Here is a 13,182-nt window from a genome sequence, read left to right on the forward strand (position 1 = left end):
TCCGGTGCCTCTCTTTTGCCAAACCGTTGACACTGTGGTCGATCTGTCCGCGTATTGCAGGACGGCTGTGCTATGTTTGGCCTGATTATCAACTTGCATTGGACGCGTATTATGTCAACGAGGGGATTGCCGTTTTTTCGGTTACTGATGCTGTGCCTGGCATTGTCACTGGGCGCCTGTGATACCGGAGAGAAGGGGGGCAGTGGCTCTCCCTCCGACCAGAATGAAGCCGATACGCTCACTGCGCAGCCGGCACAGGCACAGCTGGACGAGCGCTGGCAGGCGCACCTGGCATCGTCTCCCTCCGGGGTAATCAGTGCCCGGGCGCCATTGGTGGTGCGTTTTAATCATCCGGTAGCGTCTGCCGGGAAACTTGATCAATCGGTCTCCGGTGTCGCCCGGCTGGTGCCGGAAATACCGGCGGACATTCGCTTTACTGCCGAAGACCGGCTGGAAATCCACCCCTCGGAACCACTGCCCGCCGGTGAAAACCTGACCCTGATGCTCTATGCCCAGGGCCTGAACGGTGTGGATGAAACGCTACCCCCGGCGGAATTCCCCCTGCAGGTCATGCGCCAGCAACTGAGCCTGACTGTGCAATCCCTGCTGCCGGCGGATGATGGCGAGCAGATGGTGCTCACCGGCAGCCTGGAAACCCGGGATCTGGCAGATCAGGACAAGGTGGAAAAAAGCCTGCATGCCAGCCAGGACAAGCAAAGCCTCCCGGTACGCTGGGAGCACGACAAGGCCGGTCTGGGCCATGGTTTCACCGTATCCGGTATCCGTCGGGGTGACCAGGCCAGCCAGGTGACCCTGAGCTGGGATGGCAGCCCTCTTGGCGTGGAAAACCAGGGCGAGCGCCACTACAACGTCCCTGCGGTGGCTGCGTTTGCAGTCACCAATGTGCGGGCAGTGAACTACCCGAAACCCCATGTGGAAGTGAATTTTTCCGAGGCCCTGCAAGGCTTCCAGAACCTCAACGGCCTGGTCACCCTGAATGGCAAGGCGCCTCGGCTGGAAGTGGACGGCAGTCGCTTGCGGGTCTATCCCCAGGATGACAAGGAAGAGAATGTGGCACTGGTGATCGACGCCGGCCTGCGCTCCGCCAGTCATGGCCGGCTGGCGAAAAAGCTGGAAAAAACCGTCACCCTGATGATGACCAAGCCCGGTGTGCGCTTTGTCGGCAAGGGCACCATCCTGCCGGATGGCAAGCAGCTCAGCGTCCCTTTTGAGGCCGTCGGTATTCGCTCAGTGAAGGTGCAGGCCTTCCGGGTGTTTGACGACAATATTGGCAATTATCTGCAGGGCAGTGAGCTGGATGAGGGTGACATGGATACCCGCACTGGCCGCTATTTGTGGCAGAAAACCCTTGAGCTTCCCGCCAACGGCGACGGTTGGCAGCGCTATCATCTGGACCTGACCGAGCTGATGGCCAAACATCCCAATGGTCTGGTCCATCTCACCCTGACCATTGATGGCGACGACATCACTTATACCTGCCCGGACAATGCCCTGACCCGTGAGACAACCCTGCCGGACAACTACGAAGGCCCAGGGCAGGAACAGGACCAACCGGACCGGTTGGCGGATTATTACCGTGATGCCGGCTACCTGAGCTGGTACGAACAGGACAACCCCTGTTCCGACAGTTACTACCGCTATAACGACCTGGCCTCCAGCACCCGTGCCTTCCTGGCTTCCAACCTGGGCCTGATCGCCAAGCGTGGCCAGGACGATAGCCTGCACGTGGTGGCCACCACCCTGGACAACAATGAGCCCGCCGCCGATGTGGTGGTGAAGGCCTACAATTACCAGCAGCAACAGGTGGGCATGGGGCTTACCGATAAAGAGGGCATGGCCAGCCTCAAGCTGGATGGCACGCCTTTCTATCTGCAGGCGGTAAAAGATCGCGACACCGGTTTCCTGAAAGTGGCCCGCAACCGGGCCTTGCCCACCAACCAGTTCAACACCAGCGGCCAGACCGTGCGCGATGGTCTGAAAGGGTTTTTCTACGGGGAACGGGATGTGTGGCGCCCGGGCGATGACATCCACCTGACCTTTATTCTCGAAGATAAAAACGACGTGCTGCCCGACGATCACCCGCTCACTCTGGACTGGTTCGATCCCCGTGGAAACAAGGTGAAAAGCTACAGCCTGGATCAGCCGGTGGGGGACTTTTATGCCTTTACCCTGAGCACCCGCGAAGACGCCCCCACCGGTAACTGGCGCGCCGTGGCCCGGCTGGGGCAGCGCTATTTCGATACCCCGGTGCGGGTAGAGGCCATCAAGCCCAACCGGCTGAAGATTGAGCTGGAACTGCCCGACCAGCTACCCGCCAATGAAGCGGCGCAGGTGGGCCTGTTTGCCCAGTGGCTCAACGGCGCCACCGCCGCCAGCCTGAAAGCGGATGTGAAAGTGCGGGTGGCGGCGACCACAACTGGCTTCGATGGCCTCAATGCCTATCATTTCGATGACAGCACCCGCGCCCTCAGTAGCGAGCCCTTTACCGCCTTCGAAGCCAATGTGGACGGGCAGGGCAAGGCCCGCTTCCCGCTCACCATCCCGGTGGAACAGACCCCGGGCATGCTGCGCGCTACCCTGACCACCCGGGTGTTCGAAAACAGCGGTGATTACAGTACCCAGGTTCGCAGTGTGCCGGTCTACCCCTTCAAACACTGGGTTGGCATGCAGGTGCCGCAGGGCAGTGGTTGGGGCGGTGCGTTGTCCCGTGATGGCAAGCACCCGATCGACCTGATCAGCGTGAACAGCCAGGGCAAGCCGGTGGACGGCCGGCCGCTGGATATCACTATCTACCAAATCGACTGGCGCTGGTGGTGGGACCGCTCCGGCGACGACCTGAGCAATTTCATCAGCGACCCCAATACCAAGGTGGTTACCCAGGCACAGCTGACCACGGATGCACAAGGCCGGGGCCAATGGACGCTGGATGGCAACAACTATGACTGGGGTCGCCACCTGATTCGCGTCTGCGATCGACAAAGTGATCACTGCACCTCGCAGACCGTGTATCTGGGCTGGAGCAGCGACCAGGCCAGTGGCAGTCAGGATGCGGCTACCCGTTTGTCCCTCTCTGCGGACAAGGAAGGTTACCAGGTGGGCGACACAGCCAGGGTAGAACTGCCTGCGGTCAGCGAAGGCCGCCTGCTGGTGAGCCTGGAAAACGGTTCCCGGGTGCTGGATCACTACTGGCTGTCGGCCAGTGGCCAGGCTCAGACTTTGGAGATTCCGGTGACTGCCGAGATGGCGCCCAATGTGTATGTGCATGTGGCCCTGTTGCAGCCTCACCAGCGCGCTAACGATCGCCCCATCCGTCTGTACGGTATCGTGCCGTTACTGGTGGAAGACCCGGCCACCCGATTGCAGCCGCAGATAAGCGCGCCGCAAAAAGTGAAACCGGAAGAAAGCTTCACCGTGGAGGTCAGCGAAAAGCAGGGCAAGGCCATGACCTATACCCTGGCGCTGGTGGACGAGGGCCTGCTTGGCCTCACCAACTACCGCACCCCGGACCCCCACGGCGCCTTCTATCGTCGCGAAGCTCTGGGTGTGCTCACCTGGGATCTGTTCGACATGGTGGTCGGTGCCTACGGCGCCGAGCTGGACCGGCTGTTGGCTCTGGGCGGCTCCGATGGCGCCGATGATGGCCGCGAAAAACAGCGGCGGCGTTTCCCGCCGGTGGTGAAATTCCTCGGCCCCTTCACCCTGGATGCGGGTGATAGCGGCACTCACGAGATCAGCCTGCCGCCCTATATGGGGCAGGTCAGGGCCATGGTGGTGGCCGGTGACAATGGCGCCTACGGCAAGGCGGATCAGGACATCACCGTGACCCAGCCACTGGCAGTGCTCAGTACCTTGCCGAGGGTCATGGGCCCGGGAGAAACCGTGGATTTGCCGGTAACGGTGTTCGTCACTGACGACGCGGTGAAGCAGGTCACGCTGTCCGTGCAGGCAGATGATGACCTGTTCAGCGTGGAAACCGGTGAGGCGGCGATGACCTTTACCGGACCGTCGGACCAGATCGCCATGCTGCGCCTGCGCGCCAACGATCGGGTAGGCACCGGCTCGGTCACGGTGACGGCCACGGGGGGCAAGCATCGCGCCAGCGAAACCGTGCACCTGCCGGTACGGGCAGCCAATCCGCCCACCACCCGCGATACCTTCAAGGTGCTGGAGAAAGGGGAAACCTGGGCGCTGGGTTATCAGCCCCATGGCATGACCGGTACCAACAGCGCGACATTGGCAGTGAGTGCCCTGCCGGCCATGGGGCTGGAGCGACGGTTGAATTATCTGCTGCGCTACCCCCACGGCTGCGTTGAGCAAACCACGTCGTCGGTGCTGCCGCAGTTGTACTTGAAACAGCTGGTGCAACTGGATGCGCAGCAGCAACAGGAGATCCAAACGAACATTACCGCCGGCATCGAACGGCTCAAGCGCTTCCAGCTGGCCAATGGCGGCTTTGGCTACTGGCCCGGCCAGGCCCAGGCCAATGACTGGGGGTCTACCTATGCCGGGCACTTCCTGCTGGAAGCCAGAAGGCTGGGGTATGCGGTGCCCGCCGGCATGATGGATGACTGGGTCGACTACCAAACCCGTCGTAGTCAGACCCTGGGGAATCGTCCCTGGGAATGGAGCGCCGAGGCCTATCGCCAGTACACGCTCGCTCTGGCTGGTAAGCCCCAGGTGGGTGCCATGAACCGCCTGCGTGAGCGCCTGCAGATGGCGAAGCAGGATTATCCCCGCAGCGCCAGTTACCACAGCGGTCGCTGGTTGCTGGCGGCGGCTTATCAGCAGATGGGGCTCAGCGATGTGGCCGCTGAACTCACCACATTGAATGTGGATGATCTGGACTATGACGGTGCCAGTTACACCTACGGCTCCTCCCTGCGTGATCAGGCCATTCGCCTGACGGTGGCTCAGGCTCTGAATCGTGAGCAGGAGGCTTGGTCCCTGGCCCAGGACATGGCCGATCAATTGTCCGGGCAGAGCTGGTACAGCACCCAGACCACCGCCTGGTCACTGATGGCCATGGCCCGTTATGCGGGTAGTCAGGGCGGCGATCATGGTTACCGCTTTGCCTGGCAGGAAGGCAAACAGGGCTGGCAGGATATTGCCGCCACCTCGCCGGTCACCCGCCAGCCGCTCAACGCCGGCGGCCGGGAAGGGGATGACAAACAGTCGCTCAGTGTGCGCAATGACAGCGACCGCAAGTTGTTCGTTACCCTCAGCCAGACCGGTACCCCGCTACCGGGCAACGAGGCGCCGGTGAGCGAAGGCTTGAGTCTGGCCGTACGGTTCCTGGTTAATAACAGGCCGATCAATCCGGCCAGCCTGACGCAAGGGCAGGATTTCACGGCGCAGGTGACGGTGACCAATACCGGCTCCCGCTTGCTGGAGGATGTGGCGCTGACCCAGATTCTGCCGTCCGGCTGGCAGCTGACCAGCAGCCGTCTGGATGGCAGTGCGGGCAATAACGAGAAGGTGACGTACCAGGATCTGCGCGACGATCGGGTGATGCATTACTTCGACCTGAAGCCCGGCAGCAACAATGCCCTGACCCTGAGCGTGGACCTGAACGCCTCTTTCGCCGGCCGTTTCTACCTGCCGGCCTGGACCGTGGAAGCCATGTACGACGGCCGCCGTCAGGCCCGCAGCAAAGGCCAGTGGGTGGAAGTGAAACGATAGCGCGGCTTCCGTCAGACGTTTCCACCCAGCCTTACTCGTACTCGCAAGGCGAAAGCGATTGGCTGACATGCTGCCATCGACGAGCTTTCGCCTTGCTGGCAACGCTCTAGCAAGGGGCAGGGGTAGGGGACTGACAACTGGGTCTACAGTAACAAAACTATATCGAGTGTGTTATGCCACTTTTTCCGGAGATGAATCAAAAACAACAATAGCTTCCATGCTGGTCAGTAACGACTTTTTGAGCTCTGCAAGAGGCATATCACGGTTCATGGTACGTTGCAGGCCCAGGCCGACAATCAAGCCAAGAATGGAAAGTGCTTTAGCATCAATATCAGTAGGAGGAGGGGTGCCAATGATGGAGTAGATTTTTTCAAGCGCTGATCTTATTAAGCGCTGAACCTGTTCATACCGATGGCCAATAGACATCTGGAATTGGTGATCTTTGGTGGCACTCATCATGATCTCCGTTTCCAGTCTCGTCCAGCTTGAGCTCCCCCAGTCGGGTTCGAGTGCTACCCAAATACCCTCCAGTGCATCGGAAAGGTTCTCGTAGTCACCCTCCATAAATGCATCCAGAACCCGGCGAGTCAGCCCAGTCAATAGCTGATCTACCACGGCAATACCGATTTCGACTTTGTTGCCAAAGTTGGAGTAGATGGCACCAATCGTATAGCCAGCCTCACGGGCAACTTCTTCAAGGGAGGTGCCTACGAAGCCCTTTTCCAGGAAAAGCCGTGAGGCGGATTCGACAATTCGCTGTTTGGTCAGGATTTGACTCTCAGCGCGGCTGAGGCGTTGCTTTTTCATGGCAAAGACTATAGCGTGACTATTCAGATAGTCGAGTTATCTGGATAGTGGTGCTATCTATTGGTCAAAAATTGCACAGGTGTGTCATGTCGCAAAATACAAACGTCAAACGCTTTGTCAGTACAGGGCGTTCCAAAGGAACCTCGTCACAGTCCGCATACGGGGTTTTGATAATTGGGGCTGGATTCTCAGGGATCGGCGTTGCAATTCAGCTGGAGAAAGCTGGGCTAGGGGATTACATGATCCTCGAGGCTGGAGAGGGAGTGGGCGGCGCATGGCATTTCAACACTTACCCTGGCGTTGCAGTTGATATTCCATCATTCAGTTACAGTTTCTCTTTCGAGAAAAACCCCAATTGGTCGAGGGTGTTTGCGAAAGGTAACGAATTAAAAAGCTATGCAGAACACTGTGTAAAAAAATACAAAATAGAATCCAAGATAGCTTTGAATACATCAGTAGTCGGCTGTGATTTTGATGAGGCCAATGATCTTTGGTGTGTCCGAACGGGTTACGGAAAAGAATTTAAGGCGCGTTTCCTGGTTGGTGCAACCGGGGTCTTAAACCAGCCCAAAAAACCTGAGATAAAAGGCGTAGATGATTTTGCGGGGATCACCATGCACACCGCACGGTGGGACCATTCAGTAGATATCAAGGGAAAGCGTGTAGGAATCATTGGTACAGGGGCTTCGGCGCTTCAGGTGATACCTGAGATTGCGCCTTTGACAAAACAGCTGACAGTTTTTCAAAGAACACCGATATGGGTGCTACCGAAACCGGATGCTAAGATTCCAGGAAAAATAAGAAAGCTGCTCAGTAAATATCCGTTAATTCAAGCCCCCTTAAGGCTGGTAAGCCAGTCAGCGGTCGAAGTTGGTTTCGTTCTTACCGCTCATTATCATAAGCAATTCAAGATTGCTAAATATTACGAAAAGCTTGCTCTTGCGCACCTGGAAAAGCAGGTTGAAGATTACGATATCAGGCAAAAACTTACTCCCAAGTATGGTTTTGGCTGCAAAAGACCCAGTGCTTCTAATAATTACCTTCCAACCTTTAACCGTTCCAATGTGAAGCTGGTCGTAGATCCCATTGATTATATCGATGAAAAATCCGTCCATACCCAAGACCGTGCCAAACATGATTTTGACATTCTGATTTGTGCCACAGGGTTTAAAGTTTTTGAAAACGGAAATATGCCACCGTTCCCAGTAAAAGGAGTCTCTGGTCTGGATCTGGAAAAATGGTGGGATAACAACCGGTATCAAGCTTATGAGGGTGTGAGTATCCCCGGCTTTCCTAATTTTTTCATGGTTCTTGGACCGAATGGGTTTAATGGTGCTTCTTATTTTCAATTAATTGAAATGCAGGCCAGGCATATCGTTCGTTGCTTGAAATCAGCAAATAATAAAAGTGCGAGAAGAGTAGAAATTAAACCAGGAGCCAATAAGCGGTTTTTTGTGGAGATGAAATCAAGGTCTAAAAACCAGGTGTTCTTCTCAAATAACTGCGGCGTAGCGAATAGTTACTATTTTGATAAGCACGGTGATGTTCCATTTCGCCCTTCAACAAGTCTGGAGGCACACTGGAGAAGCTTTACATTTCCTCTGAGTGATTATGAATTTTCCGGATTTGATGAATTTCCTCAGCGCAGTGAAGCCATATAATGAAAAAGAAACCGAGTTACTCTTCCTGTGCAGTGGTCACAGGGGCGGGCGGCGGAATTGGGCGATCATTTGCTGAAGAAATAGCAAAGCGTGGTGGCCGGGTTATTTGTGCTGATGTAAATTCCGTATCGGCAAATGAAACAGCAAAAAAAATATGTTCCCTTTTCGGGGACGACGCTGCGGCCCCGTTCGTTTGTGATGTCAGCAGAAAAGAGGATGTTGATTGTCTCGCTAGATATACTGAGGATTGGTTCGGTTGTCCTGCGAGTTTAATTATCAACAATGCTGGAGTAGGAGCAGGAGGGACTGCCCTGGAAGATACATCAATGGAAGATTGGCAGTGGGTGTTGGGAATAAATCTCTGGGGAGTGATTTACGGTTGTCAGGCTTTTTTGCCACAGATCAAAAAATCTGATCATGGCGGAATCATTAATGTCTGTTCAATGGCAAGTTTTGCGTCCGCTCCCAAAATGGCTCCATACAATGCGAGTAAAGCCGCTGTTCTCTCCATTACAGAAACCCTTGCAGCTGAATTAAGTGGAAGTGAAGTAAAAGTGTCTGCGCTTTGTCCGGCTTGGGTTAAAACAAATATTGCACAAGAGGGTCGCATTTCCGGTGATGCCTCAAAGAATGCAGAAAAATTGATGAAGTGGGTTGGTGTGAATCCAGGGAAAATTGCTGTTTATGCGTTGGATGCCATGGATAACGGAAAACTGTATGTCCTGCCGCAAATTGATGGGCGAGTCGTATGGCGATTAAAACGCTACGCGCCTGATTATTATGCAAAAAGTGTGGGACTTTTGAATGGCTTATTTTGACTTTTAAAGTTGATATTTTTCGTTTTCTGATGGAGTTTGAATGATGATTAATTTAGCTAAGAAAGAAAAAAATAATATCGATTATAGTGGTAAGCCATTGGTTCCTGTCCGCCATATGAATTTTCTGTTTGATGCAGAAGAAATGGATCATGAGTTTTACTTGAAATCAGAGCAAGCAAGTGCATTTTTCGAAGCATTATCTATATTTCTGACTTTTGGTGAAGATCTCGTTATTGATACAGCCCGATTTCATCGCGACTTTGTAAAGGATCCGGTGCTAAAGCAGCGTGTTACTGCACTTATTGGGCAAGAAGCGATTCATTCCAAAGTCCATGACGAATGGAATCATGGGGTTCTTAAAGAATATAACTACCCTGTGGAGCTATATAAATCGATAGGCTCTTTTTTCATGGAGAATGTTTTGAAGAAATTGCCTCAACCTTTGAAATTATCCATGACTGCAGGTATTGAACATTTTAGTGCAGTCCTGGCGGATTTTATGATGAAGAGAGAGGGCTATTTCTTTGAGACGCAAGATGAGAAACAAAGGGCAATGTGGCTCTGGCATATGATGGAAGAGTCAGAGCATAAAGATATCGCTTATGATCTTTTTCAGGAGTTGTCGGGTAATTATTACCTTAGGGTTTTAGGTTTTGCTATTGGCCTTACAATTATGTCTCAAACGGCGGCCATGAGTACTATTACACCCCTGTACCGTAAACCGTCCAAAGTGTTCAGTTATAAATACTGGAAAGATGCGTGGCGCGGAGCAGGTCTGCTTTTTGGGGTTCAAAATGGGGTTTATGGTAGTTCGCTGGGACATATATTTGACTATCTGAGACCGGGTTTCCATCCAAATGATCATGATACACTTGATTATCTTGATTATTATAAAGAAAAACTTTTAAACCCTGATAATGGGATTCTCGTTCCTTATCTGACCAAGGAAATGATACCCGCTATTCGCGGCTGACAAATCTGGGTGCGTTTCAGTATTGTTGTCCCGCTTGGATAATGCTGCTGGTACGCCGATGAGATTGCCTTTTTTATCATTTTACGTTGATTGTGAGTTTTTCGGATTAAAAAATATCCTGGAACGCTGCTCTGAAACTTTTGTTAGTCAGTGTCGGTTGTGATGATCGAGTGAATGGCTATGAGTAAATGTAGCCTTCCCTGAAGGTGAGAGAGTGACTGTTAGAGTGAGGGAAAAATGAAATATATTAACATGGAGATGGCTGCTACATTCCTTTCATCAATGCTGTTAGTCGCTTGCGGAGGCGGAGGTTCCGGCGGTAATGCTGCCGCCGATCGATCAGCGGATCCTTCAAATAGTAACAAGCCTGCCCTTAATGTCGACGGCCCCCAGAAAAATGATCAACCTGTTTCAAAAAAGAATACCAAACTGGGAACACGATTTGAAAATAGTGAAAGACAAAAGGTTCTGCTAGGTGATTCTAATGCTAAGTGGAACAACTATAGTCGGGAAGAGGAATATCCCCGCACTATCACCTTGCCAACCCAGTGGGTAGAAATGGATGACGGGGCAGAGTTGGCAGTTTCAGTGACGTTGCCTGCCGACAATAAAGGAAAAGCTATTAACCAAAGATTTCCTGTCGTTCTTATACAAACCCCCTACAACTCGTTAGTGGGTGGAAGTGTTTTTGATGCTCTTGGCGCACCTAACCCGGTACTTGTAAAGCGTGGCTATGCAAATATTGTGGTCGATGTGCGTGGTACAGGTAGTTCTTCTGGTCGTTGGGATTTTCTTGGTAAAAGAGAACAGAAAGATTCTTATGCGTTGATTGAGTGGGCGAGCCAGCAAAGCTGGTCAAATGGCGTGGTTGGAACCTATGGCGGTTCGTACCTTGGAACCACTGCTATTTCCAGCGCCACTTCAACAAATCCTGCACTGAAAGCTGCTTTTTCTATTGTTCCAATTGGTGACTTGTATAGGGATTTCTCTTTTAGTGGAGGGCAGCCAAATGCAAATTTCACGCCTCTCTGGAGAGGGTTCATATCGTTAATGAGTGGTTTGCCAGTCGATAATATTCTGAGCAACCCTGCTGGTGGCCTTTCTCTTGCCTTTAGCAGTCTTTTTCAGAACAGTATCGACCAAAGTAAATTTATGGTTGACGTGCTTACTGGAGGGGATAATTCATTTGATAATGAATTTTGGGCTGAGCGCTCTATGCTTGAGCAAGCAAGAAATGTTCAGGTTCCAAGCTTTTTTGTAGGCGGTAGCTACGACCTGATGCAAAGGAGTGCGCCCTTGTGGTTTGAGGCTATGAAAGAAAACGTTAATACCAAAGTTCTGATTGGGCCCTGGAGCCATACTGAAGCAGTTGATTTCTTGCCGACAGGATTGCCCAAAAATAACATCCCAAGCATATCAAATATCGCTCTTCAGTGGTTTGACTATTATTTGAAGGGAATGGATACAGGTGCACCTGAGTTGCCAAATATGACTCAGTGGGTCCACGGTGTTGACGAGTATGTTACTACCACTGATTGGCCTCACCCAAAAATGAGCCCTAAAAAAATCTATCTGCAGAGTACTGGTGAATTGCTGCCGGATTTCCCTCAATCTGATTATGGTTTTAATTCTATTCCGCAGGCGCCGTTTTTTGGTTTGTGCTCGAGTTATGCCAATCAAATGACAATGGGTATTACTTCTTTGTTGCCTACGAACTGTTTTAATGAAAATAATGTTTTCAACTTGGCAGCATCGAAATATCAGACTGACCCCTTGGTTGACGATCTGTATATCAACGGCCCGATCCAAGCGAATTTATGGGTTTCTACGAATGCCCCGGATATGGGCTTAGCGGTTCACCTTGATCATGTTAACCCCTCAACCGGCAAGGTCACACGCATTAGTGCTGGCGGTCTCATGGCATCAAAGCGAAACGTGGATACTGAAAAGTCGCGCTTTGTTGACGATGAAATGATTCAGCCTTGGCACACCCATACCAAGGAAACCGTTAAGACTGTTGTGAAAAATGAACCAATGCTGATGCAGGTCGAGTTATTTCAAAATGCAGTTCGGATTCCTAAAGGCCACCGTTTGCGCTTGTCGGTTTCCGCCAGCGACATTTGGATGGGTAATGCGCCTCTTTATTTGGGGAGGATAAAGATCTATGCAAATTCAGAATTTCAGTCCAGTCTTGTGTTGCCTGAGGTTCCCACTGATGAAATCGTTTTCGTAAAATAAATCACCAACTATGATCTGTATGCTGGGTGATCATGACTAGGGAGCCTCTGAATAACGCTTTGCGTACTCAGCGTGACCTGAAGGGTGCAGCTGTTGTGTTTTGGTGCGACGGACAGGGTGGTTCCCTTTCCTAGCGACAAAGCGCAGCAGATGTGCCCTTCAGGTCGCGCCCTTCGGGGCTTCCAGGCTGGCCCACACTCGTTGTTGCACTTTCTCGACAGGCAACCAGCATGCCTTCAAAAGCGCGCCTAGATTGTGAGCCAGCCTGAAAGCCTGAGCACGCAAAGCGTTATTCAGAGGCTCCCTAGACCAGAGCCTCGCGTGTCGAGGCTCCCTATTTAGCGGCTCGTTGGGTTAGAGCCTTGCTAACAAGGCTCTAACCGGATGAGTAGAGTTCTACGGATCAGGCTGCCTGGTTTTTCTGGTAACCGTCCGCATCGCCGATCAGGCTATCCATTTCTGCCAGAAATTCCCGGTTGTCGTGGTCCCAGGGGTGGAAGCCCGGCTTGAACCAGTCCAGCCAGGGAATCACCACCCGGCGCAGGCCGCCCGGCTTCAGCCACTGGAACTTGAACGAGAGCCACCAGCCTTTCAGATTGAACAACTGGCCCACCTTCCAGGTGTTGATCAGGTAGAAGGGATAGAACAGCGAGAAGAAAATGGTGGTGGCCAGGACCAGGCCCACACTGCGCAGGGCCCACGCCTTGATGCCGGTACCGAATACGGTCTGGTACACATCAAAGGCGACCGCCTTGTGCTCGGTTTCTTCCAGGGCGTGCCAGTGCCACAGACGCTGGTAGGACTCATCCGAATCGTCAATCAGGTCCGGCTCACGCAGCAGGATATCGGCGAGAATGGCGGTCAGGTGTTCCAGTGCCACGGTGGCGGAGAGTTGCAGAGCATTAGGAGTGTATTTGGAAACCACATCCAGCAGTTTGGAAACAATGGCTTCCTGGGTATCCACCGGCAGCCCGGCTTCCACCGG

General features: G+C 52.9%; 7 protein-coding genes. 5 read left to right on the plus strand and 2 right to left on the minus strand.

Annotated elements, in window-relative coordinates:
- Window positions 1–111 precede the first annotated feature (111 nt).
- Window positions 112–5,700 carry an alpha-2-macroglobulin gene (locus A0251_RS11665; RefSeq protein ID WP_062817033.1) on the plus strand — a complete coding sequence of 1,863 codons (5,589 nt, stop codon included), beginning with the start codon at window positions 112–114 and terminating at the stop codon, window positions 5,698–5,700.
- A gap of 171 nt (window positions 5,701–5,871) precedes the next feature.
- Here the strand turns inward: A0251_RS11665 and A0251_RS11670 are convergent, their stop codons facing one another.
- Window positions 5,872–6,507: a TetR/AcrR family transcriptional regulator gene (locus tag A0251_RS11670; protein ID WP_062817020.1), complete on the minus strand. Its 636-nt coding sequence runs from the start codon at window positions 6,505–6,507 to the stop codon at window positions 5,872–5,874.
- Between the two features lie 86 nt (window positions 6,508–6,593).
- Here A0251_RS11670 and A0251_RS17185 point away from each other — a divergent pair, with 86 nt between their 5' ends.
- From A0251_RS17185 to A0251_RS17195, 4 genes are all read left to right on the plus strand, one after another.
- The gene (locus A0251_RS17185) at window positions 6,594–8,168 is read left to right on the plus strand and encodes an NAD(P)/FAD-dependent oxidoreductase (protein ID WP_082810862.1); all 1,575 of its coding nucleotides are present in this window, start codon (window positions 6,594–6,596) and stop codon (window positions 8,166–8,168) included.
- Window positions 8,168–8,986, plus strand: a complete 819-nt coding sequence (locus A0251_RS17190) for an SDR family NAD(P)-dependent oxidoreductase (protein ID WP_082810863.1) — start codon at window positions 8,168–8,170, stop codon at window positions 8,984–8,986. The genes A0251_RS17185 and A0251_RS17190 overlap by 1 nt, the downstream gene beginning before the upstream one ends.
- A 40-nt stretch (window positions 8,987–9,026) precedes the next feature.
- Window positions 9,027–9,959 (plus strand): metal-dependent hydrolase, encoded by a 933-nt coding sequence (locus A0251_RS11680; protein ID WP_156478283.1) that lies wholly within the window; start codon window positions 9,027–9,029, stop codon window positions 9,957–9,959.
- Between the two features lie 237 nt (window positions 9,960–10,196).
- The gene (locus tag A0251_RS17195) at window positions 10,197–12,197 is read left to right on the plus strand and encodes a CocE/NonD family hydrolase (protein ID WP_082810864.1); all 2,001 of its coding nucleotides are present in this window, start codon (window positions 10,197–10,199) and stop codon (window positions 12,195–12,197) included.
- Window positions 12,198–12,600: 403 nt separating this feature from the next.
- Here the strand turns inward: A0251_RS17195 and A0251_RS11690 are convergent.
- Window positions 12,601–13,182: metal-dependent hydrolase (locus A0251_RS11690; protein WP_062817035.1), on the minus strand; the 582-nt coding region annotated here is incomplete at its 5' end.

Source organism: Alcanivorax sp. NBRC 102024 (assembly GCF_001602235.1).
In the GTDB taxonomy this organism is placed as follows: domain Bacteria; phylum Pseudomonadota; class Gammaproteobacteria; order Pseudomonadales; family Alcanivoracaceae; genus Alcanivorax.